Origin of the sequence: Pseudomonas sp. CBZ-4 (assembly GCF_000346755.1) — a bacterium.
In the GTDB taxonomy this organism is placed as follows: domain Bacteria; phylum Pseudomonadota; class Gammaproteobacteria; order Pseudomonadales; family Pseudomonadaceae; genus Aquipseudomonas.
Genome location: NZ_ANNV01000098.1, coordinates 35,347 through 55,893 on the forward strand (window position 1 = coordinate 35,347; position 20,547 = coordinate 55,893).

23 protein-coding genes and 1 tRNA gene are annotated in these 20,547 nt (G+C 60.8%); 17 read left to right on the top strand and 7 right to left on the bottom strand.

What is annotated here, in order from left to right; translation table 11 throughout:
* Positions 1 to 6: 6 nt before the first annotated feature.
* Positions 7 to 621, top strand: coding sequence for an NAD(P)-dependent oxidoreductase (locus B348_RS0111725; protein ID WP_017736307.1), 615 nt, complete (start codon positions 7 to 9; stop codon positions 619 to 621).
* 213 nt (positions 622 to 834) lie between these two features.
* Here the strand turns inward: B348_RS0111725 and B348_RS0111730 are convergent, their stop codons facing one another.
* A complete protein-coding gene (locus B348_RS0111730; RefSeq protein ID WP_017736308.1) occupies positions 835 to 1,713 on the bottom strand; it encodes a LysR substrate-binding domain-containing protein in 879 nt (292 codons plus the stop codon).
* A 111-nt stretch (positions 1,714 to 1,824) separates the two neighbouring features.
* Here B348_RS0111730 and B348_RS0111735 point away from each other — a divergent pair, with 111 nt between their 5' ends.
* From B348_RS0111735 to B348_RS0111750, 4 genes are all read left to right on the top strand, one after another.
* Entirely contained in the window at positions 1,825 to 3,450 is a 1,626-nt protein-coding gene (locus B348_RS0111735) for a 5-guanidino-2-oxopentanoate decarboxylase (RefSeq protein ID WP_017736309.1), read from the top strand.
* Positions 3,447 to 4,877, top strand: a complete 1,431-nt coding sequence (locus tag B348_RS0111740) for an aldehyde dehydrogenase family protein (protein WP_017736310.1) — start codon at positions 3,447 to 3,449, stop codon at positions 4,875 to 4,877. The genes B348_RS0111735 and B348_RS0111740 overlap by 4 nt, the downstream gene beginning before the upstream one ends.
* Before the next feature lie 256 nt (positions 4,878 to 5,133).
* Positions 5,134 to 6,321, top strand: coding sequence for a cyanate transporter (locus B348_RS0111745; protein WP_017736311.1), 1,188 nt, complete (start codon positions 5,134 to 5,136; stop codon positions 6,319 to 6,321).
* A 137-nt stretch (positions 6,322 to 6,458) separates the two neighbouring features.
* Entirely contained in the window at positions 6,459 to 7,394 is a 936-nt protein-coding gene (locus B348_RS0111750) for a LysR family transcriptional regulator (RefSeq protein ID WP_032864824.1), read from the top strand.
* A 4-nt stretch (positions 7,395 to 7,398) separates the two neighbouring features.
* Here B348_RS0111750 and B348_RS0111755 read toward each other — a convergent pair whose 3' ends face one another.
* Positions 7,399 to 7,761 carry a 5-carboxymethyl-2-hydroxymuconate Delta-isomerase gene (locus tag B348_RS0111755; protein WP_017736313.1) on the bottom strand — a complete coding sequence of 121 codons (363 nt, stop codon included), beginning with the start codon at positions 7,759 to 7,761 and terminating at the stop codon, positions 7,399 to 7,401.
* A gap of 55 nt (positions 7,762 to 7,816) precedes the next feature.
* The gene (locus B348_RS0111760; protein ID WP_017736314.1) at positions 7,817 to 8,740 is read right to left on the bottom strand and encodes a LysR substrate-binding domain-containing protein; all 924 of its coding nucleotides are present in this window, start codon (positions 8,738 to 8,740) and stop codon (positions 7,817 to 7,819) included.
* Between the two features lie 128 nt (positions 8,741 to 8,868).
* Here B348_RS0111760 and B348_RS0111765 point away from each other — a divergent pair, with 128 nt between their 5' ends.
* The gene (locus tag B348_RS0111765; RefSeq protein WP_017736315.1) at positions 8,869 to 9,048 is read left to right on the top strand and encodes a hypothetical protein; all 180 of its coding nucleotides are present in this window, start codon (positions 8,869 to 8,871) and stop codon (positions 9,046 to 9,048) included.
* Positions 9,049 to 9,088: 40 nt separating this feature from the next.
* The gene (locus B348_RS0111770) at positions 9,089 to 9,481 is read left to right on the top strand and encodes a VOC family protein (protein ID WP_017736316.1); all 393 of its coding nucleotides are present in this window, start codon (positions 9,089 to 9,091) and stop codon (positions 9,479 to 9,481) included.
* Between the two features lie 142 nt (positions 9,482 to 9,623).
* Here the strand turns inward: B348_RS0111770 and B348_RS1000000131755 are convergent, their stop codons facing one another.
* A complete protein-coding gene (locus B348_RS1000000131755; protein ID WP_177325329.1) occupies positions 9,624 to 9,767 on the bottom strand; it encodes a hypothetical protein in 144 nt (47 codons plus the stop codon).
* Positions 9,768 to 9,965: 198 nt separating this feature from the next.
* Between B348_RS1000000131755 and B348_RS0111775 the strand changes: the two genes are divergently transcribed.
* Entirely contained in the window at positions 9,966 to 11,270 is a 1,305-nt protein-coding gene (locus tag B348_RS0111775; protein ID WP_017736317.1) for an MFS transporter, read from the top strand.
* Positions 11,270 to 12,022 carry a substrate-binding domain-containing protein gene (locus tag B348_RS0111780; RefSeq protein WP_017736318.1) on the top strand — a complete coding sequence of 251 codons (753 nt, stop codon included), beginning with the start codon at positions 11,270 to 11,272 and terminating at the stop codon, positions 12,020 to 12,022. Before B348_RS0111775 ends, B348_RS0111780 begins: the two co-directional genes overlap by 1 nt.
* On the opposite strand, the gene B348_RS0111785 is transcribed toward B348_RS0111780, so the two are convergent.
* Positions 12,014 to 12,916, bottom strand: a complete 903-nt coding sequence (locus B348_RS0111785) for a LysR family transcriptional regulator (RefSeq protein ID WP_017736319.1) — start codon at positions 12,914 to 12,916, stop codon at positions 12,014 to 12,016. The two genes, B348_RS0111780 and B348_RS0111785, sit on opposite strands and share 9 nt — an antisense overlap.
* Positions 12,917 to 13,117: 201 nt before the next feature.
* Between B348_RS0111785 and B348_RS0111790 the strand changes: the two genes are divergently transcribed.
* The 8 genes from B348_RS0111790 (at position 13,118) to B348_RS0111830 (ending at position 19,571) form a co-directional block, all read left to right on the top strand.
* Complete coding sequence (locus B348_RS0111790; RefSeq protein ID WP_017736320.1) at positions 13,118 to 13,915, top strand: hypothetical protein; 798 nt, start codon at positions 13,118 to 13,120, stop codon at positions 13,913 to 13,915.
* Between the two features lie 567 nt (positions 13,916 to 14,482).
* A complete protein-coding gene (locus B348_RS0111795; protein ID WP_017736321.1) occupies positions 14,483 to 14,785 on the top strand; it encodes a type II toxin-antitoxin system HigB family toxin in 303 nt (100 codons plus the stop codon).
* Between the two features lie 3 nt (positions 14,786 to 14,788).
* Positions 14,789 to 15,166 carry a type II toxin-antitoxin system HigA family antitoxin gene (locus B348_RS0111800; protein WP_017736322.1) on the top strand — a complete coding sequence of 126 codons (378 nt, stop codon included), beginning with the start codon at positions 14,789 to 14,791 and terminating at the stop codon, positions 15,164 to 15,166.
* A 176-nt stretch (positions 15,167 to 15,342) separates the two neighbouring features.
* The gene (locus B348_RS0111805) at positions 15,343 to 16,164 is read left to right on the top strand and encodes an SDR family NAD(P)-dependent oxidoreductase (RefSeq protein ID WP_017736323.1); all 822 of its coding nucleotides are present in this window, start codon (positions 15,343 to 15,345) and stop codon (positions 16,162 to 16,164) included.
* Positions 16,165 to 16,192: 28 nt separating this feature from the next.
* Positions 16,193 to 17,218, top strand: coding sequence for an AraC family transcriptional regulator (locus B348_RS0111810; protein WP_017736324.1), 1,026 nt, complete (start codon positions 16,193 to 16,195; stop codon positions 17,216 to 17,218).
* A gap of 172 nt (positions 17,219 to 17,390) precedes the next feature.
* Entirely contained in the window at positions 17,391 to 18,617 is a 1,227-nt protein-coding gene (locus B348_RS0111815) for an MFS transporter (RefSeq protein WP_017736325.1), read from the top strand.
* A 437-nt stretch (positions 18,618 to 19,054) separates the two neighbouring features.
* Positions 19,055 to 19,294 carry a type II toxin-antitoxin system RelB/DinJ family antitoxin gene (locus B348_RS0111825; RefSeq protein WP_017736327.1) on the top strand — a complete coding sequence of 80 codons (240 nt, stop codon included), beginning with the start codon at positions 19,055 to 19,057 and terminating at the stop codon, positions 19,292 to 19,294.
* Entirely contained in the window at positions 19,284 to 19,571 is a 288-nt protein-coding gene (locus B348_RS0111830) for a type II toxin-antitoxin system RelE/ParE family toxin (RefSeq protein WP_017736328.1), read from the top strand. The genes B348_RS0111825 and B348_RS0111830 overlap by 11 nt, the downstream gene beginning before the upstream one ends.
* Positions 19,572 to 19,655: 84 nt before the next feature.
* On the opposite strand, the gene B348_RS0111835 is transcribed toward B348_RS0111830, so the two are convergent.
* Both B348_RS0111835 and purC read right to left on the bottom strand, forming a co-directional pair.
* Positions 19,656 to 19,745, bottom strand: a tRNA-Ser gene (locus tag B348_RS0111835).
* Between the two features lie 84 nt (positions 19,746 to 19,829).
* On the bottom strand, positions 19,830 to 20,543 hold the full coding sequence (purC, locus tag B348_RS0111840) for a phosphoribosylaminoimidazolesuccinocarboxamide synthase (RefSeq protein WP_017736329.1): 714 nt from the start codon (positions 20,541 to 20,543) through the stop codon (positions 19,830 to 19,832).
* Between the last annotated feature and the right edge of the window lie 4 nt (positions 20,544 to 20,547).

Consider the following 20,547-nt stretch of genomic DNA (forward strand, 5'->3'; position numbering starts at 1 on the left):
AACGTCATGAGCAAGATTGCAATCATTGGTGCCACCGGCCGTGCCGGTAGCCAACTGCTGGAAGAAGCGCTGCGTCGTGGGCATACCGTCACCGCCATCGCCCGCAATACCGACAAGCTCGCCCCACGCCCGGGCGTCACCGTCAAACAGGTCGACGCGCTGGACGCCGAGGCCCTGCAACACGCGGTCAGCGGCAACGATGTGGTGATCAGCGCCGCACACTTCGCCACCCTGCCCGCCAGCGCCGTGATCGGCCCGGTGAAAAAAGCCGGGGTGAAACGCCTGCTGGTGGTGGGCGGCGCGGGTTCGCTGTTGCTGCCGGATGGCAGCCGTGTGATTGACAGCCCGGGCTTTCCGCCGGAGTACAAGGCGGAAGCCAGTGCGGGTGCTGACTTCCTCGCAGCGCTGCGCCAGGAGCAGGAACTGGATTGGACCTTCCTGTCGCCGTCGGCGGAGTTTGTGGAGACCGAGCGCACGGGTAAATTCCGCGTGGGCCAGGATGATTTGCTGGTGAGCAGTGAAGGCCGCAGTTGGATCAGCTTTGCCGACTATGCGATTGCGTTGATCGATGAAGTGGAATCGCCAAAACACTCGCGCCAACGCTTCACCGTGGGCTACTGACACAACGCGGTCGAAAACTGTGGGGCTGGTGTGACTGATACACCGCCATCGCGGGCAAGCCCGCTCCCACAGGGGATTGGGTTCACAGGCCAGATCAGGTTTGCACCGGTCAAACTGTGGGAGCTGGCTTGCCTGCGATGGCGGTGGGTCAGCTGCCTCTGTGTTGACTGACAGGCCGCTATCGCAGGCAAGCCAGCTCCCACACTTGGATGCTCAGTGTTGTGAAGATTGTGCCTCGCTGACCAACCAATCCATTAAAGCCTCAAGCCCCTCCGACGGCGCCGTCCCCGGCGGGTACACCAGGTAATACCCCATCCCCGTCGGCACCCTCAATTCAAACGGCATCACCAACCGCCCCGCCTTCACATCCTCGCCAATCAGCGCACTGTCGCCAATCGCCACTCCCGAGCCCTGGGACGCCACCGTCATCGCCAGATCCAGGGTTTCAAAATGATGCCCCTGGGCCAGGTTGCTCAAGTGCGTGTTCGCGGCTTTCAGCCACAACGCCCAATCGCGCTCGTCGCGCGTGGGGTGCAGCAGCACCTGTTGCTGCAAATCCAGCGGGCGCTGCAAGTCGCCGAGCAATGCGGGCGCGCAGACCGGTGTGAGTTGCTCATCGAACAAATGCCGCGCCTCGCCCGGTTGCTCGAAGATGGGCGCGTAGACCAGCGCCGCGTCGAATTGTTCGCGGCGAAAATCCACGCTGTAGGCCACGGTGGTGGTGAGTTCCACCGGCACGTCCGGGCGTTCCTTTTGCCATTGCATCAGGCGCGGCAGCAGCCAGCGCATCACGCAGGTGGAGGCCTTGAGTTGCAGGGTCTGGCGGCGACGGCCGATCTGTTCCACGGCGTCACCGATCAGGCCGAATACCTGCTGCGCGCGCAGTGACCATTCGCGGCCTTCGTCGGTGAGGCTCAAGCCGCGCGCCTGGCGTTGGAACAGGGCGTAGCCCAAATGGCTTTCCAGCCCGGCGATCTGCCGGCTCACCGCACCTTGGGTGATGTGCAGTTGCTCGGCGGCGCGGGTGAAATTGCAGCACTGCGCGGTAACCCAGAACGTGTGCAGCGCGGGCAGCGGTGGAAGGCGTTTCATCGCGGTTCAGCCATGACGTGAGGACATGGCTAGTATGACTTTTTATCGATTGTTGCCGCTACCGGCCAACCGCTCCAATACCGCCTCGAATCCCTAACAAGAGCGACCTCAATGGCGACCTGCGGCGAAGTATTGGTCAACCTCCTCGAAGGCTACGGCGTGGACCAGGTGTTTGGCATCCCTGGCGTGCACACCGTGGAGTTGTATCGCGGCCTGGCCCGCTCGGGCATCCGTCACGTCACCCCGCGCCACGAACAGGGCGCCGGTTTTATGGCCGACGGCTACGCGCGCACCAGCGGCAAGCCCGGTGTGTGTTTCATCATTACCGGCCCGGGCATGACCAATATCACCACGGCCATGGGCCAGGCCTATGCCGACTCGATCCCGATGCTGGTGATTTCCAGCGTGCAATCGCGCAGCCAATTGGGCGGCGGGCGGGGCAAGTTGCATGAGCTGCCGAACCAGGGCGCGATGATGGCCGGGGTGGCGGCGTTCTCCCATACGGTGATGTCGGCAGCGGAGTTGCCCGGTGTGTTGGCGCGGGCGTTTGCGCTGTTCCAGGCTGGGCGACCGCGACCGGTGCACATCGAGATTCCACTGGATGTGCTGGTGGAAAACGCCGATGCGCTGCTGGGCAGTGAGCCGGCCAGCGTGGCGCGCGCAGGGGCCGCGCCGGCGGCGGTGAAGCAGATGAGCCAGTTGCTGGCGGCGGCCAAGCGGCCATTGATTTTGGCCGGTGGCGGCGCCATCGATGCAGCGCCCGCGTTGACCCAGCTTGCAGAAGCGCTTGGCGCGCCGGTCGCGCTGACGATCAACGCCAAGGGCATGTTGCCGTCGACCCATCCGTTGCTGATCGGCTCGACCCAAACCCTGGTCGCCACCCGCGCCCTGGTGGCCGAAGCGGACGTGGTGCTGGCCATCGGCACCGAGCTGGCCGAGACCGACTATGACGTCACCTTTGCCGGCGGCTTCAAGATCCCCGGCGCCTTGCTGCGTATCGATATCGACGCCGACCAGACCGTGCGCAACTACCCGCCGCAGGTGGCGTTGGTGGCCGACGCGCAGATCGCCGCCGAGGCGCTGCTACAGGCATTGAGCAGCCAGCCATTGGCACCGCGCGAAACCCACTGGGGCGCGCAGCGTGTCGCGCAATTGTGGGCGGAACTGGCGCCCACCTGGGACGCCGCCACCCGCGCGCAAACCCTGTTCCTCGACACCGTCCTGCAAGAGCTGCCCGCCGCCGTCATCGTCGGCGACTCCACCCAACCGGTGTACAGCGCCAACCTCACGCTGAACCTCGACCACCCGCGCCGCTGGTTCAACTCGTCCACCGGCTACGGCACCCTGGGCTACGCATTGCCCGCCGCCATCGGCGCGTGGCTGGGGCGTGGCGACGGGCAACCGGTGGTGTGCCTGATCGGCGACGGCGGTCTGCAATTCACCCTGGCGGAACTGGCCAGCGCCGTGGAAGCGCGCACGCCGATCATCGTGCTGCTGTGGAATAACCAGGGCTACGAAGAGATCAAGAAATACATGGTCAACCGCGCCATCGAACCGGTCGGCGTGGACATCTACACCCCGGACTTTATCGGCGTGGCCCAGGCACTCGGTTGCACCGCCGAACGCATCCAGGGCATTGAGCATTTGCGCAGCGCCTTGCGCGCCGCCACGGATCGCCAGGGGCCGACGCTGATTGAAATCGACCAGACACTTTGGATGCAGGCGGTGGCGCAATGAACGGTGTGTATATCAACGGTGAGTGGCGTGAAGGCAACCAGGTGCTGGAGGTGATCAACCCGGCCACCGAAGCGCTGCTGGCGCACGTCAGCGGGGGCGACGCCGCAGCGGTGACACTGGCGGTGGATGCCGCCAGTGCCGCCTTTGCCGACTGGTCGAAAAGCACCGGGCGTGATCGCGCCGCGCTGTTGCGCAAGATCGCCGAGGGCGTGGGCGCGCAGCGTGAACAACTGATGCACCTGCAATCGAGCAACAACGGCAAGCCGCTATTCGAAGCGGGTATCGATGTGGATGACGTGATCGCCACCTTCGAGTACTACGCCGCTATCGCCGAAGACATGGATGCCGAGCAAGACCGCCCAGTGGAACTGCCCAATACGGATTTCAGCGCACGTCTGCGCCGTGAACCCTGCGGCGTGGTCGGGCTGATCGTGCCGTGGAATTTCCCGATGGTGACCACCGCCTGGAAACTGGCACCGGCTCTCGCCGCCGGTTGCTGCGTGGTGCTCAAACCGTCGGAAGTCACGCCGCTGGCCGAACTGCAACTGGCGCGGATCATCGCCGACGCGGGCTTGCCGGCGGGCGTGTTCAACCTGGTATGCGGCACTGGCCTGGCGGTGGGCGCACCGCTGGCGGCGGACCCTCGGGTGGCGAAGATTTCCTTCACCGGCAGCAACGCGGTGGGCGTGCAGGTGATGCAACGCGCGGCCGAAACCATCAAGGGCGTGAGCCTGGAATTGGGCGGTAAATCTTCGCTACTGGTATTGGCCGATGCCGACCTCGACCTGGCCGTGGAGCTGGCGTGTGGCGGTGGCTTTTTCAATGCCGGGCAGATGTGTTCGGCGACCAGTCGTGTGTTGGTGGCTGACAATTTGGCGGACGAATTCCTACTGCGTTTGCAGCTTCGGGCTGAAGGCATTCGTGTCGCCGCCCCCTTTGCCGACGACGTGGAAATGGGCGCGCTGATCAACCGCGCGCAGTACCAGCGGGTGCTCGGGCATATCCAGCGCGGCATCAAGGACGGCGCACGGTTGCTGTGTGGCGGGGAGCGTCCGGCGGGGCTGGAGAAAGGCTTTTTCATTCGGCCGACGGTGTTCACCGAGGTGCCGCTGGACAGTGCGTTGTGGAACGAAGAAATCTTTGGCCCGGTGTTGTGTGTCAGACGTTTTGCCACTGAGGACGAGGCTGTTGCCTTGGCCAACGACAGCGATTTCGGCCTGGTGGCCAGCGTGGTCAGTGGCGATGCCGACACCGCCGAGCGCGTGGCCAATGCCTTGCAGGCCGGGCTGGTGTGGATCAACGCGCCGCAGGTGATCTTCCCGCAGACGGCGTGGGGCGGCTACAAGCAGAGCAGCATCGGGAGAGAGCTGGGGCCGTGGGGGTTGGCGGCGTTTCAGGAGATCAAGCATGTGATCAGATCCATCTGACACCGAAAATCCCCCTGTGAAATGAGGAACAACTGTGGGAGCTGGCTTGCCTGCGATAGCGGTGTATCAGTCGCTGGAGATGTTGACTGATGGACCGCTATCGCAGGCAAGCCAGCTCCCACATAAACCAGTTTCCACATTTAGAGAAGTGGTGTTTCAGAGACCCGCATTTTTTCAATAGTGCCTGCGACTTTCTCATTTGCCCCCCCTGCCCCGCCCATGGCCTGATTCGCCCTCGCTCATTCAAGGCAGGCCCATGGAAAACGTTCAGGCAAAACCCACCACCGCCGTTTGGCTGATGATCAGCGTGGTGCTGGTCGCCCTTAACCTGCGTCCGTCGATGGCGGCCGTGGGCCCGTTGCTGTCGTCGATTCGTGGCGATGTGCCGCTGAGTTTCAGCAGCGCCGCGCTGCTGACCATGTTGCCGGTGATGGCCATGGGGCTGGCGATGTTTTTTGGCATGGGCGTGGCCAGGCGCCTCGGTGAGCACCGCAGCATTGTGCTGTCGCTGGTGGTGATTGGCGTGGCGACGCTGTCGCGGCTGTTCCTGGATTCGGCGCTGGAGCTGATCGTCAGCGCGATTGCCGCCGGGGTCGGGATTGCCTTGATCCAGGCGTTGATGCCGGCGCTGATCAAGTCGCGGTTCAGCGCCAACGTTTCGCTGTTCATGGGTTTGTACGTGACCGCCATCATGGGCGGCGCGGCGCTGGCGGCGTCGTTCGCGCCGTTCGTGCAGGTGCAGACCGGCAGCTGGCGGATCGGCCTGGCGGTGTGGGCGGTGCTCGCCGGGTTGGCGCTGGTGTTCTGGTACGCGCAACGCGCGGCATTGCCGCCGTTGCCACAGGCCGGTTCCGCTCAGCAGGAGTCGTTTTTCGGCAACCGGCGCGCCTGGCTGCTGGCGATCTTTTTTGGTCTCGGTACGGCGTCCTACACCTGCGTACTCGCCTGGCTGGCGCCGTACTACGTGGAGCAAGGCTGGAGTGAACAGAACGCCGGTTTGCTGCTGGGCTTTTTGACCGCGATGGAAGTGGTCTCCGGCCTGGTCACCCCGGCCATCGCCAACCGGCGCCAGGATAAACGCGGCGTGGTCGCGGTGCTGCTGGTGCTGATCATCCTCGGCTTCTGCGGCCTGATCCTCAGCCCGCAACACCTCAGCCTGTTGTGGCCGTGCCTGCTGGGCCTGGGCATTGGCGGCCTGTTCCCGATGAGCCTGATCCTGTCCCTCGACCACCTGGACAACCCGCGCCGCGCCGGCGGCCTGACGGCCTTTGTGCAAGGTATCGGCTACCTGATCGCGGGCTTGTCACCGCTGATCGCCGGGATGATCCGTGACCAGTTGGGCAGCTTCGAATGGGCCTGGTGGGCGCTGACGGCGGTGGTGGTGGTGATGCTGCTGATCGTCACACGCTTCAATCCCCAGCATTACGCGCGGCATATCCGCTGAGGTCGTGTTGCTAACAGTATTTGTCCCACGCCAAACATAGAATCGCCCTACAGAGCTTTCTAATGGCACGACCGTTCCGTTAAGCTTTTGCGCTGTCTTGTACTGAGTTCGGTACAACGGGTTTACGGACGAAACCGATGTTAAACAGTAACTTGCTCAGAAAGCTCGATATGCAGGACCTGATGGTGTTTATCGCCGTCTACGACCAGAGCAGCGTTACCGATGTGTCCGAAACGTTGTTCGTCAGCCAGTCCACCGTGAGCTACAGCCTGAAGAAACTGCGCACCAGTTTTGAAGATGAGTTGTTTATCAACACGCGGGCGGGCATGCGTCCGACGTACAAGGCCACCAGCATGTATGGCCATGTGCAGAAGATCCTCGAAAGCATCAACCTGTGCCACGCCGGTGGCCAGGCGTTCGATCCGACGCAAAAGGCGGTGACCTTCAATGTGTGCGCGCCGGAATACTTCGAACAGTTGATCCTGCCGCGCCTGCTGAAGACCTTCGACCGCGCCGACCTGCCGGTGATCGTCAATGTGCAGAAGCTGGAAACCGACATCCCCGCCGACGACCTGCGTGAAGGCCGCCTGGACCTGGTGATCTGCTTCGGCCCGAACTTTCACCGCGCCCACAAAGACTTCAAGACGCAGATGCTGCTGGAAGACGACCTGGTGTGTGTGTTCGACAAGCGCTCAGCGCCGAGGGAGCCGGCGTTCAGCCTGCAATCCTTTGTCGAACGGCGCCATGTGTTTCCCACGCCGTGGACGTCCGACACCAACATGATCGACGGCTGGCTGGGGCGCCAGGCCCACAAGCGCCAGGTGATCGCCCGCGCCAACAGCTACGGCGCGGCGCTGAAGATGATCACCGGCACTGACTTCATCGTGACCCTGCCGCGCCGCGTGCAAAAACTGCTGGCACCGGCCAGCGTGTTTGGCCATTGCGAAGCGCCCAACGGGTTGCCGGGGTTCACCCTGGACATGCAGTGGAATGAAACCAGTGAACAGGACAGTGCCAATACCTGGTTTCGTGAGCAGGTGGTGAAGGTGTGCGCGGATCAGGGCTTGTTGTAATCCATCAGCCGATGGCGACTTTGCTGTAGGAATCGCGATCCATGTCTACCAGCAGGACACTCAGCTGAACCTGGATACCCTCTGGCCAGTCGCCCAGATCCTGCAAGGCTGCCAGCAGGCTTTCCGACAACTGCTTCTTGACCTGCGGCGAGCGACCGCTGAGCAGTGACAACTTCACCGCGACAAAGCCGCGTGGATCGAGGGACGTGCCCACCTGGAAAGTCTCAACCTTGACCGCTCGACTTTTGATATCGAATTCGGACCCGAACTGGCCAGACACCATCAGCACGTTATTGAGCCGCAACAGGGTTTTCTCAACGGCAAGGCCTGTCAGGTTGGCGGTGTATTCCAGGTGCAGGTGTGGCATGGGTGGCTCCGAGACAAACGTGGGAAGATTCCTAGATATATCACGGATAAAACCCTCAGGCTTGGCTTGCCTGCCCCCGGTCACTCATAAACGCTTCCAGCCGTGAGCGCACCCAGCGCTCGGCCGGGTCGGTGTCCACATGGCTGAGCCAGACCATGGACAAATCCAGGGTCGGCGTCTCGAACGGAAACGGCTCACAAAACAAGTGGCCCGACACGGCCATAGCCTCGGCGGTGTAGTCCGGCAGGCTGGCGATCAGGTCGGTGCCGGCCAGCAGCGCCGGCAACGCGCTGTATTGCGGCACCGACAACACCACCTGGCGCTTGCGACCGATTTCCGCCAGCCACTCATCGGCAAAACCCGACACGTTGGCGGTGTGGGACACCAGCACATGGGGGCGTGAGCAATATTCATCGAGGGTCAGCGGTGTGTCGGACGCGTCGGCACGCAGGATGCGCGGGAGGATATGGCGCAGCAGCTTGCGCTTGGCATTCGCCGGCAGGCCACGGGTCTGGGTGATGCCCACGGTGATGTCACCGGACGCGAGCAGATCGGGAATGCGCCAGTAGTCCACATGCTGCACCACGAACACCACATTCGGCGCTTCCTGGCGCAAGCTGCGCAGCAACGGTGGCAACAGGCCAAACTCGACATCATCGGACAGGCCGATGCGAAAGGTCATGGTGCTGATGGACGGGTCGAAGTCGTGGGTCAGGCTCAAGGCCGACGACAGCGAATCCAGGGCCGGCGACAGGTGCTGGATGATTTCCTCGGCGCGCGCCGTGGGTTCCATGCGGTGGCCGACGCGAATGAACAGCGGGTCGTTGAACAAGGTGCGCAAACGGTTGAGCGCCGAACTGATGGTGGGCTGGCCGAGAAACAGCTTTTCGGCGACCCGCGTGACGTTGCGCTCCAGCATCAGTGCTTCGAAGACCACCATCAGGTTGATGTCGGCCTTGCGTAATTCATTGCGATTCATCGGCGCCTGCCCCTTCCCCAAGACAAGCCGCAGTTTAGAAAGCCCGTGGGGCTGCGTCTATGTGCACACTGTTCATCGGAGGGCTTTGGGACTATAAATCAGCTTTCCCGGGTCACAGGAACACCATCGTGCTGGTCATTATTGCCTTGGCCATTGTCGTGGCCGGGTTCTGCCTGTGGGTTATCCGATTTGTCGCACACCCCACGGTGAGGACATTGCTGCGGGTATTTGTCGGTTTGTGCCTGGCGGCACTGTTAGCTTTCCTGGTGCTGGCCTGGGGGTTTCCCATTGCGCTGTTGGTCTCATAACCCAACTTACTGTCACTCTTTGAGCAAGGAACGCTGAATCATGAAATTTGCGTACACCATCCTCTACGTGCCCGACGTGGCCGCCTCCCTGGAATTTTTCGAAAAGGCCTTCGGTTTCAGTCGCCGTTTCCTGCATGAGTCGGGGACGTACGGTGAGCTGGAAACCGGTGAGACCACCCTTTCGTTTGCCGCGCATGAACTGGGCGAGATGAATTTCAAGGGCGGGCATGTGCAGGCGCATGCGTCCAAACAACCCTTGGGCATGGAGGTGGGGTTTGTGACTGAAGATGTGCTTGTCGCCCATGCCAACGCTCTTGCGCAGGGCGCCACCGAGTTGTCGGCCCCGAGCGCCAAGCCTTGGGGGCAAGTGGTGTCTTATGTGCGTTGCCCGGATGGCACATTGGTGGAGCTGTGTACCCCCATTCAGGGCTGAACATAGAGCCCCTGTGGGAGCTGGCTTGCCTGCGATGGCGGAGGGTCAGCCAATGAATTCATAGCTGACCCTCCGCTATCGCGGGCAAGCCCGCTCCCACACAAGCCAGCTCCCACAGGAATGACCTTCGCTGTCTGACGGATCAGGGCTTGAGCGGCCGCTCCTGATCCCGTTCGGAAAGTTCTGTACCGTCATCCGGATGCTTCCAGGTCTGTGGCTTTTCTTCCTCTCGTCGCCGAGGCTGCTCAGCCTTTGGCGCTTCCCGTGGTTTCTGTTCGTCAGTCATGTCCATCTCCTGTCCTTAAGAATGGGTCGCACCTTCAAGCATAGAACAGGGCCGGCCTTTTCGACGGGTCTGGCGATTGATAGCCAATGCGCATTAATCCATCCAAAATTGTCACTTATCATTTCTAAATGTGTCAGCCACTATCCTAGGTCTTAGGCGAAACAAGCACTTCAAAAAGAACGCTGGAGACACAAAACCATGACTAGCCCTACCAGGCCCGACGCTGCCCGCTCGAAAGTTGGCGCGGTATTTCGCGTTACTTCGGGCAACTTCCTCGAACAGTTCGACTTCTTCCTGTTCGGTTTCTACGCCACCTACATCGCTGCCGCGTTCTTCCCCGCCGCTAATGAGTTTGCGTCATTAATGATGACCTTCGCCGTGTTCGGCGCGGGCTTCCTGATGCGTCCGCTGGGCGCGATCATTCTGGGTGCCTACATCGATGACGTCGGCCGCCGCAAAGGGTTGATCGTGACCCTGTCGATCATGGCCAGCGGTACGCTGCTGATCGTGCTGGTGCCGGGTTATCACACCATTGGCTTGTGGGCCCCGCTGCTGGTGCTGCTGGGCCGCCTGCTGCAAGGCTTCTCGGCCGGTGCGGAACTCGGCGGTGTGTCGGTGTACCTGGCGGAAATGGCCACCCCGGGCCGCAAAGGCTTCTACACCAGCTGGCAATCGGGCAGCCAACAGATCTCCATCGTGGTCGCCGCCGCGCTGGGTTATGGCTTGAACGTGTGGATGGAACCGGCCGTGGTGGCCGATTGGGGCTGGCGCATTCCGTTTGCCGTCGGTTGCGTGATCATTCCGTTTATCTTTGTGCTGCGCCGCAACCTGCAGGAAACCGAAGAGTTCGCCAACCGCAAGCATCGCCCGACCATGCGCGAAGTGCTGGCCACCCTGGTGACGAACTGGACCGTGGTCATCGGCGGCATGCTCATGGTGGCGATGACCACCACCGCGTTCTACCTGATCACCGTGTACGCGCCGACCTTCGGCAAGACCGTGCTGCAACTGAGTACCTCCGATGCGTTGCTGGTGACGTTGCTGGTGGCCGTGTCGAACTTTGTCTGGCTGCCCATCGGCGGCACCCTGAGCGACCGTTTCGGCCGCAAGCCGGTGCTGATCGCCATGACCACGCTGACTGTTCTGACGGCTTATCCAGCGCTGTCCTACGTGGTCAACGCGCCCAGCTTTGCCCATATGCTGGAGACCCTGCTGTGGTTCTCCTTCCTCTATGGCATGTACAACGGCGCGATGATCCCGGCGCTCACCGAGATCATGCCGGTGGAAGTGCGGGTGGCGGGTTTCTCCCTGGCCTATAGCCTGGCGACCGCGATCTTTGGCGGCTTCACCCCGGCGATCTCCACCTGGTTCATCCACATCACCGCAGACAAGGCCTCGCCGGCCTACTGGATGATGTTCGCGGCAGCCTGCGCCCTGTGCTCGACCCTGGCGTTGTATCGCCGCGCCAACACGCGCGGGCAGGTGATGCAGGAGGCTTCGTAATGAAGCTTATGCCCCTGATGGCCCTGGCTTTCGGCGCGCTGGCGCTGACGGCCCAGGCCGAAGAGCTCAAGGTGATGACCTCCGGCGGCTTCACCGCTGCCTATAAACTGCTGGGCCCGCAGTATGCCCAGCAGAGTGGCGACACCTTGGACACCATCCTCGGCCCGTCGATGGGCAAGGCGCCGGAAGCGATTCCCAACCGCCTGGCCCGTGGCGAACATGCGGACGTGGTGATCATGGTCGGCTATGCCCTCGATGAGTTGATCAAACAAGGCAAGGTTGACAAGGCCTCCCGCGTGGAACTGGCGGACTCGCGCATCGGCCTGGTGGTGAAGGCCGGCGCGGCCAAACCGGCGATCGGCACCGATGCCGAACTCAAGGCCGTGCTCAGCCAGGCCAAGTCGGTGGCGTATTCCGACAGCGCCAGCGGCGTGTATGTGCAGAAGGAGTTGTTCCACAAACTCGGCATGCCGGCCAAGGGCAACATGATCGAACGCATCCCGGTGGCCTCCGTGGTGGCCAAGGGGGACTACGAAGTCGGTCTGCAACAGGTCGCGGAATTGTTACCGGTGCCGGGGGTGACTTACGTCGGCAAGATCCCGGAAGACGTGCAATCGGTGACGCGTTTTGCGGCGGGCATTCCGGTGAATGCCGAACATCCGGCCGAGGCCAAGGCGCTGCTGCAATTCCTCGCCTCGCCCGCAGCACAACCGGTGGTGCAGTCCACCGGGCTGGACTCGGTGTCACGCTGACCGAAACGGCATCTCCCGCACCAACCGCTCCAACTCCAGCGCCGCCGGTGGCAATGTCCGCCCGCGGCGTTTGATCAAGCCCACATTGCGCATCACCTGCGGCTCCACCAGCGGCACGCTGACCAGAATCGGATGCTCGTTCGCCGGCATGGCAATCGATGGCACCATCGCCACCCCAAGCCCCGCCTCCACCAGGCCGATCATGGTGGTCACGTGGTGCGTCTCGCAGATGCTCGGCTTTTTCACCCGCACGCCACGCAGCGCCTGATCCAGCAGGAAACGGTTGCCGGAGGTCTTGTCCACGGTGATGTAGTCGTGCTCGTAGGCTTCGGCCCACGGCACGCTCTCGCGCCCCGCCAGCGGATGATCGCGACGACAGGCCAGCACATAGCGCTCCTGCAACAGCAACTCGAACTCCACTTCGTCGGCCAGGCTGCCGCTGAAACTCACGCCGAAATCCGCCTCGCCACTTTCCACCGCATTGCACACCTCGCCGGCACTGGCATCCAGCACACGCAGGCGAATCTTCGGATACAGCTTGTGGAATTCGGAGATCACGTGGGGCATGAAGTAGTACGCGGTAGACGGCACACAGGCGATGGTGACGTTGCCCATGCGCGTCGAGGCCACGTTGCTGATGCCCATCAGCGCGATGTCGAGGTCGTCGAGCATGCGCTCCACCTGCGGCAGGAACGCGCGCCCGACCATGGTCAGGCTGACTCGCCGCGTGGTGCGTTCGAACAGCTTGACGTCGAGGGCGGACTCCAGTTTTTCGATGCGCCGGCTGAGGGCTGGCTGCGAAATCCGGATAGCCTCGGCGGCGCCGCGAAAACTGCCCTTGTCCACCACGGCGCGAAAGGCTTGGAGATCGTTGAGGTCGAAGTTGATGATCACGAGGAGGGGCCAGTGAGGTCGATTTGCCGGACAGTATCGTACGAATATCCCGACAACAGGCCTACGCGCATTTAAAAAAACCCCTCACCTGCGTAGTCTGCATGCCGAATCCAATTGACTGAGCGATCAATGACCACCGCATCCAATAACAAAAACCCATTGCGTCTCTGGCGACGCGGGGCCTGTCTTGCAGGTGCTCCAGTGATCGCCGCCCTCGGTTTCTTCGCCTGGCAAAGCTTCTACCCCGTGAGTGCGGCGGCCGGTTGGAACGTGCAAGTGGTACATCGCGACGTGGCGAAAGCGGCATCGCTGATGCCGTTGTCGGACGGTTCGCTGGTGGTCAGCCAGGAACTCGACAAAGGCAAGGGCAGCATCGTGCGCATCCACCCCGACGGCTCGCGTGAGGTGGTGGTGGCCAACCTGTCGAAACCCGACGGCATGGTGCCAACCCGTGGCGGTTGGTTATTCAGCCAGGAGTCCGCCGACTTGCCCGTCAGCTTCTACAAGGACGGCGTGGTCACCGAACTGTTCAAGGGTGACAGCGTGCAAGGCTTGTGGGTTGAGGGCGATGACCTCTATGCCATCGAAGACCGCAAGCCGGCCGGGCGCCTGCTGCGCTACCGCTGGAGCGACCAATCGCTGACCGTAGTGCGCGACCAGGTGCAGGAAGGCGAAGCCATCGTGCGCTGCACGGACGGGCGCCTGCTCTACAACGAGAAGAGCAAGGGCGTGGTGCGTGAACTGACTGCCGACGGCAGCGACCCGGTGGTGCTGAGCAACTTGAACCAGCCGACCTTCCTGATGTGCGACGAGCGCGGGCTGTGGATCAACGAAGATGCCACGCACCGGGCGCGGTTGCTGCTGATTGATAAGCAGGGGCGCCAGCAGACCATTCTGTCGTTCCTCAAAGCCCCCCAGTCGATTGTGCCGAGCGGGCGTGGGACGTATCTGGTGGCCGAGGGTGGCAGAAGTCGGGTGTTGGAGCTGACGCCTGAGTAGCGTCTATCCCGACGCAGATCACGGCGGCTGACATTGCGACGCTGGCTAGGTGTCAGCGTTTCGCTGGCGCAAGTGGGAAACGAGTAGTCATAAATATCAATAAGTTATTTGTGCTACTCACGAGCACAACACCGGCGAACGACAATACTGAGAACGTCGAAAACTTCCCCCCAAGTCGGTTTGAAATGGAAAAAACTCTACTCGCCTTTGTAGTGATCACCTGCCTGGCTGGCTGTGTCGGTGCCCAACTTTCAGTCCCCGATGAAAAAAACGAAGCCGTTCCAGGTCACCGGGAATCATCCGCGAAAGAAACCGAACGCGAATGGTGTGGCATGACCCTTTGGGTTGGGTTGCCACTGCCGTTGAAACTGCCCGTTTGCCAGTCACGACCGCCTCCGTCCTACCTGTACGCATGCGGCCCTTTCATGTTCCTGGGGCCGATCATGCATAGCTACGAGGGAAATTTCTTCTGTGGAAAATTTCTTTGATAGCTACAGGCGACAAGAAAAAAATGGTTGTACTAGCCCCCCGCTTGCACAAGTCCCATCGCGGGACTAGGATCCTCCCATGAGAATTATCGCGATCAGCCAACTCAAGGCGTTTTGGCAGAAGTACCCTGATTCTGAACAGACACTACTCGCCTGGATAGACGAAGCAAAAAACGCCGACTGGTCCAACCCGACAGAGATCAAGGAGCAGTTTCGAAACGTCAGCATTCTCAAGAGCCGAAGGGTCGTCTTCAATATCAAAGGCAACGATTACCGGCTCGTGGTCGCTGTGGCTTACCGCTACGGCGCTCTCTATATCAAGTTTGTCGGCACGCATAAGCAGTACGACACGATAGACGCCGATACCGTTGAAACGGAGTAACCCATGAATATCCGACCTATCCACACTGAGCAGGACTACAAAGACGCGCTCAAGTCTGTTTCCCCGCTATTCGACAATGAGCCCGAACCCGGCACGCCGGAAGGTGATTATTTTGATGTGATGATCACCTTGATCGAGGCCTATGAAGCGAAGCACTTCCCCGTGGACCTGCCTAATCCGGTCGATGCCATTCGTTTCAGAATGGAACAGTCCGGGCTATCGGCAGCCGATCTAGTGCCTGCGATTGGTCGCCAAAATCGGGTTTATGAGGTGCTGAATGGCAAACGAGCGCTGACATTGCCAATGATCTGGAAGCTGCATGAAATGTTTGGAATTCCTGCCGAAAGTCTGATCAAGCCGGTAAAACACGTCCCAGGTTAGATGTGAAAACGATGCCCCCGGTTTGTATTGGGTCAAGTCCCCTCCCCAATTACCCATCCAACAATTGGCGCACTTTGCAAGTCAACTGGCCCCCTCTTGCTAGTGTAGAAGCCCCCTCCATCGACCATCCTTCGTGCGCTGGCTAACTCAAGCGTCCCCCACGAAGAGGTGTTCACATGTCCAAGATCTGGTTTATCACCGGCAGTTCCCGTGGCCTTGGCCGCGCCATTACCGAGGCGGCGTTGCGCGACGGTGATCGCGTGGTTGCCACTGCGCGCAATCTGCGCCAACTCGATGATTTGGTAGCCGAGTACGGCACGGCGATTTTCCCCGTGCAATTGGACGTGACCGACAACCAACAGGTCTTGCACGCTGTCGACGCTGCGGTGTCACGTTTCGGCCGCCTGGATGTGGTGGTCAACAACGCAGGCTATGGCGATTTAGCGTCGGTTGAAGATGTGACGCTGGATGATTTCAAGGCGCAGATCGATACCAACCTGTATGGCGTGGTACACGTGACCAAGGCCGTGGTGCCAGTATTGCGCGCCCAGGGCAGTGGGCACATCTTTCAGGTATCGTCCGTGGGCGGGCGTATTGGCATGGCGGGGCTCGCGGCTTACCAGAGCGCGAAGTGGGCCGTCAGCGGTTTTTCGACCGTGCTGGCGCAAGAGGTAAGCCCGCTGGGGGTTCAAGTGACGGTGTTGGAGCCGGGCGGCATGCGCACAGACTGGGCAGGTTCGTCCATGACCATCCGACCGATCAGCGAGCCTTACCAGCAAAGCGTCGGCTTCCTGGTTGACCTGCTCAACTCCCCTGGCATTTTACCGACCAGCCCGGCGCGGGTTGCCGAGATCGTGATTGAATTGGCGCTGAGCAAAGACGCCCCGCTGCGCCTGCTGATCGGCAGCGATGCCGTGCACTACGCCGCCATAGCGGCGGAAGACTTGGCCGCCTCCGACGAAAAATGGCGTGACCTCAGCGTGTCAGCCTCTGACTGATTTGATTGTTTGCAACAAAAGGTGACCCATGCCTGACGCACGCCAATCGCGCTTCACTATTTCCGATGTCTTTTGGCAGGCCCTGAAAGCCATCGACCTCGAACCAGCGATGGTGTTGCGTCAGGCGCGGCTGCCCGGCACGCTCAACTTGCATGCACACAGGGAACGTCGCCAGGTCAGTACCGAGGAGTTTTTCCGTCTGTGGGAAGCGGTCGCGACGCTCAATGCGAACCCGGCCGCCGCGATCCTGATGGTCACCCAACTGGATAGCGCCACACTGCCACCCTCCAGTTTTGTGGCATTTATCGCCCGCGATTTTCGCGATGGCTTGCACCGCCTCGCACGCTTCAAACAGCTGTGCACACTTGAACGCTTACAGGTCACAGAAACAGGCACCACCTGCACCGTCACTATCGATTGGCTGCGCACCCAAGCCCCGCCTCCTGCGCTATTGATCGACGCGGCATTTGCCACATTCGTCGAGTTGGGCAGACGAGGCTCCAGGGTGCATATCATCCCGCGCCGTGTCGAACTGGCTCGACCGTACAGCGGCGATAACGCGTTGGCCGATTTTTATGGCTGCACCGTACGCTACGGCGCCGAACGCAACGCCCTGATAATTGACGCCGCCGATCTGAACCGCCCCTTCCCCAGTCATAACCCCGAACTGCTCGACATGCTCAATCCGGCCCTGGTCGCCGCGTTGGCCGAAGCCACCGCGCCGTCCACGATCAGCCTTCAAGTGAAAAGCGCCCTCAAGCGCACCCTTGCCAGTGGCCGCCCGGAAATGGCCGAGGTGGCGCGGGAAATCGGCATGAGCGAGCGCACCTTGCAACGGCGTATGACCGAAGAAGGCACGAGCTTCCGCCAACTGATGCTGGAGACACGCCAAGAGATGGTGCGCCACCTGCTCAGTCAACCCTCGGTAGAAATCGACGAGATTGCCTGCCTGCTGGGCTACGAAGACACCAACTCGTTTTATCGCGCGTTTCGCGCCTGGGAGGGCACGACTCCGGCGCGCTGGCGGGCGGAACACCTCGCGACGCCCCACTGAATCAGCCCGCGCGAACACAAAAGCGCCTGGCCAGACGCTTCGCATCGATAGCACTGATGATTACTATCGAAACGAGCGCCTGCTCGATATTCGCAACCGATTCATATAATCCTCGCCTGACTCCCTCCCCTCGCCTGGCTTCAGGCGACATGCACCCTGGAACCCCGACACCATGCCAAGCGCCAGCCAGGCCCCTAGCGGCCTTCCCGAACATAATCAACAAAGCGTCAAACAGCAGTGGCTGGCCATTCTCTCGGTGGCCGTGGGCGCCTTCGCCCTGGTCACCAGTGAGTTTCTGCCGGTAGGCGTGCTCAATGACGTCGCCAGCGACCTGGGCATCAGCGCCGGCCACGCCGGCCTGATGGTGACCCTGCCGGGCATCATGGCTGCCCTCGCCGCGCCTTTGCTGTCGGTGTTTATTGGCACCATGGACCGGCGATACCTACTGATCAGCCTGACGCTGATCATGATCATTGCCAACTCGGTCGTGGCGTTCGCCAGTGACTTCAACCTGCTGCTGTTCGGACGCGTGCTGCTGGGCATCAGCATCGGCGGCTTCTGGGCCACGGCGATCGCCCTCAGCGGCCGCCTGGCGCCCAAGGGGGTAGGCGTTGCGAAGGCCACCTCGATCATCATGATGGGCGTGACCTTGGCCACCGTGCTGGGCGTACCCGTCGGCACCTGGCTGAGTGGCCTGATGGGCTGGCGCATGACCTTCCTGGTCACCGCATTGGTGGGCGTGCCTGTGCTGCTGGCACAGGTGTTCCTGCTGCCCCGGCTGACCCCGGAAAAGGCCATTCGCGTCAGCGACCTGCCGGCGTTGTTTATCAACCCACAAGCGCGAGTTGGATTGATCGCGGTATTGCTGATCGGCCTGGCGCACTTTGCCGCCTACACCTACGTCGCACCTTTCTTCAAACAGAGCGCCGGGTTCGATGGGCCGACGATTGGTTCGCTGTTGCTGCTCTACGGTGTGGCCGGGGTATTCGGTAATATTTTTGCCGGCTTCGCCGCCAACCGCAGCGTGCGCAACACCTTGCTGCTGGTGGCGCTGATGATTGGCACCAGCACAGCGTTGTTCCCCCACTTCGCCACCGGCATGACCGGCGCCGCAATGCTGATCGCGCTCTGGGGCTTCGCCTTCGGCGCCTTCCCGGCGTGCGCCAGCATCTGGATGTTTGTCGTCGCGCCCAAGGATGTTGAACGCGGCATGCCACTGTTCGTCGCCCTGTTCCAGGTGATTATCGCCTTGGGCTCGTTCTTTGGCGGGCGCATCGTCGACCAGATGGGCAGCGCGGTACTGCTGAGCCTGGCCACGGTGTTGGTGGGTGCGGGGTTTGTGACGGTGCTGGTGTTGGGGCGCAAGGTGAGTAATAGCTTGGTGGCTCAGCCGGCCTAAGCAGAACGTTACCGTCCAAAAAAGCCTGCTGAGCATTGAGCCCAGCAGGCTTTTTCAGTTTTAGGCCGGAGCATCATTTCGGCAATCGCAGTTTCGGCAAATCATTCGTAATGAGCCCTCACACAATGGAACGTGTAAGCCCAAGCGCCTGAACTAGCCTTGAAAGAGTCGCCGACGTGGCGACAGGCTGATAAGGAGCTTATATGCCAACGAAGTATCGTGATGCGGTCACCGGCGAGTACGTGACAGAGGGTGAAGCAAAGAAAAGACCGAGGGAGACGGTAAGGGAGACGGATAAAAAACCTTCGCCAAAGCCGAAGGATAAGAAGTAGGTTTGCGCGGGAGGCGTGGACGCCATATGCCTGTCGAATCAGACTTGCAACCGTGACAGTCTTGACCCAATGCAATGACAAACGTCATTACACGAGGAGTCTTCCATGGCATCCATAAACATTCGAATCGACGACGACTTAAAAACTCGCGCCTATCTCGAGCTTGAGAGACTCGGCGTCACGCCTTCCGAACTGATGCGCCAGGCCCTGCAATACGTGGCAGATCGCGGTCAATTGCCTTTCAAGCCGGTCCTCATGACTGAAGACGATGAAGCCTTGATGGCCACCGTGCGGGAACGTTTGGCATCCCCCCAACGAGTAAGGGTTTCGATAGATGACCTATAGCCTTGATTTTGATGCGCGCGCATTGAAGGAATGGCAAAAACTCGGCAACACCATCCGTCAGCAGTTGAAGAAGAGGTTAGTGGAGATGCTTAACAATCCACGAATTGAAGCCAATCGCCTGCATGGGCTGCCGGACTGCTACAAGATCAAGCTGCGCAGCAGCGGTTACCGGTTGGTCTATCAAGTCATTGATCAGGAAATCACGGAGGTAGTGGTGGCCGTTGATAAGCGCGAGCGTGATCAGGCTTATCAAAAGGCGGCAGATCGTTTGAGCTAGTCATGCAATGGGTGGCCAATTACAAAAATCACCAAAACAAAAAAGCCCCGTAGCTTATTCAGCTACGGGGCTTTTTCTATGTAATGGCGGAGAGATAGGGATTCGAACCCTAGGTACCGGTGAAGGTACAACGGATTTCGAATCCGTCCCATTCGGCCACTCTGGCATCTCTCCAACGGCGCGCATCATAACAGCGTGGTTCAGGAAAGCAAAGCTCGAAAGGAGATTTTTTTCCGTGCTATCAGATGCTTGCGTCGATTAAAGCGGTACGCCGAGACGATTGGCGACTTCTTCGTAAGCTTCGATGACGTCACCGAGGCCCTGACGGAAGCGGTCTTTGTCCATCTTCTTCTTGGTGTCCTTGTCCCACAGGCGGCAGCCGTCCGGGCTGAATTCGTCGCCCAGGACGATGGAGCCGTCGTGGAATACCCCGAATTCGAGTTTGAAGTCCACCAGCAGCAGGCCGGCGTCGTCGAACAGCTTGTTCAGCACGTCGTTGACCTTGAGGGACAATTCCTTCATGCGCGCCAGTTGCTCAGCGGTGCCCCAACCGAACGCCACGACGTGGGATTCGTTGATGAACGGGTCGCCCTTGGCGTCGTCCTTCAGGAACAGTTCGAACGTGTAAGGATTGAGCTTGAGGCCCTCTTCCACGCCCAGGCGCTTGACCAGGCTGCCGGCGGCGTAGTTACGCACGACGCATTCGACCGGGATCATGTCGAGCTTTTTCACCAGGCACTCGTTGTCGCCCAGCAGTTTGTCGAATTGGGTCGGAATACCGGCCTCTTCAAGTTTCTGCATGATGAAGGCGTTGAACTTGTTGTTCACCATGCCCTTGCGATCCAGCTGTTCGATGCGCTTGCCGTCGAACGCCGAGGTGTCGTTGCGAAACAGCAGGATCAGGCGGTTGGCGTCGTCGGTCTTGTACACCGACTTGGCTTTGCCGCGGTAGAGTTCTTCACGTTTTTCCATGATG

Bases quoted from the DNA above. Each gene is read 5' to 3' on its own strand.
- B348_RS0111725 (WP_017736307.1), top strand. From the start codon at position 7: ATGAGCAAGATTGCAATCATTGGTGCCACCGGCCGTGCCGGTAGCCAA.
- B348_RS0111730 (WP_017736308.1), bottom strand. From the start codon at position 1,713: ATGAAACGCCTTCCACCGCTGCCCGCGCTGCACACGTTCTGGGTTACC.
- B348_RS0111735 (WP_017736309.1), top strand. From the start codon at position 1,825: ATGGCGACCTGCGGCGAAGTATTGGTCAACCTCCTCGAAGGCTACGGC.
- B348_RS0111740 (WP_017736310.1), top strand. From the start codon at position 3,447: ATGAACGGTGTGTATATCAACGGTGAGTGGCGTGAAGGCAACCAGGTG.
- B348_RS0111745 (WP_017736311.1), top strand. From the start codon at position 5,134: ATGGAAAACGTTCAGGCAAAACCCACCACCGCCGTTTGGCTGATGATC.
- B348_RS0111750 (WP_032864824.1), top strand. From the start codon at position 6,459: ATGTTAAACAGTAACTTGCTCAGAAAGCTCGATATGCAGGACCTGATG.
- B348_RS0111755 (WP_017736313.1), bottom strand. From the start codon at position 7,761: ATGCCACACCTGCACCTGGAATACACCGCCAACCTGACAGGCCTTGCC.
- B348_RS0111760 (WP_017736314.1), bottom strand. From the start codon at position 8,740: ATGAATCGCAATGAATTACGCAAGGCCGACATCAACCTGATGGTGGTC.
- B348_RS0111770 (WP_017736316.1), top strand. From the start codon at position 9,089: ATGAAATTTGCGTACACCATCCTCTACGTGCCCGACGTGGCCGCCTCC.
- B348_RS1000000131755 (WP_177325329.1), bottom strand. From the start codon at position 9,767: ATGACTGACGAACAGAAACCACGGGAAGCGCCAAAGGCTGAGCAGCCT.
- B348_RS0111775 (WP_017736317.1), top strand. From the start codon at position 9,966: ATGACTAGCCCTACCAGGCCCGACGCTGCCCGCTCGAAAGTTGGCGCG.
- B348_RS0111780 (WP_017736318.1), top strand. From the start codon at position 11,270: ATGAAGCTTATGCCCCTGATGGCCCTGGCTTTCGGCGCGCTGGCGCTG.
- B348_RS0111795 (WP_017736321.1), top strand. From the start codon at position 14,483: ATGAGAATTATCGCGATCAGCCAACTCAAGGCGTTTTGGCAGAAGTAC.
- B348_RS0111800 (WP_017736322.1), top strand. From the start codon at position 14,789: ATGAATATCCGACCTATCCACACTGAGCAGGACTACAAAGACGCGCTC.
- B348_RS0111805 (WP_017736323.1), top strand. From the start codon at position 15,343: ATGTCCAAGATCTGGTTTATCACCGGCAGTTCCCGTGGCCTTGGCCGC.
- B348_RS0111810 (WP_017736324.1), top strand. From the start codon at position 16,193: ATGCCTGACGCACGCCAATCGCGCTTCACTATTTCCGATGTCTTTTGG.
- B348_RS0111815 (WP_017736325.1), top strand. From the start codon at position 17,391: ATGCCAAGCGCCAGCCAGGCCCCTAGCGGCCTTCCCGAACATAATCAA.
- B348_RS0111825 (WP_017736327.1), top strand. From the start codon at position 19,055: ATGGCATCCATAAACATTCGAATCGACGACGACTTAAAAACTCGCGCC.
- B348_RS0111830 (WP_017736328.1), top strand. From the start codon at position 19,284: ATGACCTATAGCCTTGATTTTGATGCGCGCGCATTGAAGGAATGGCAA.
- purC (WP_017736329.1), bottom strand. From the start codon at position 20,543: ATGGAAAAACGTGAAGAACTCTACCGCGGCAAAGCCAAGTCGGTGTAC.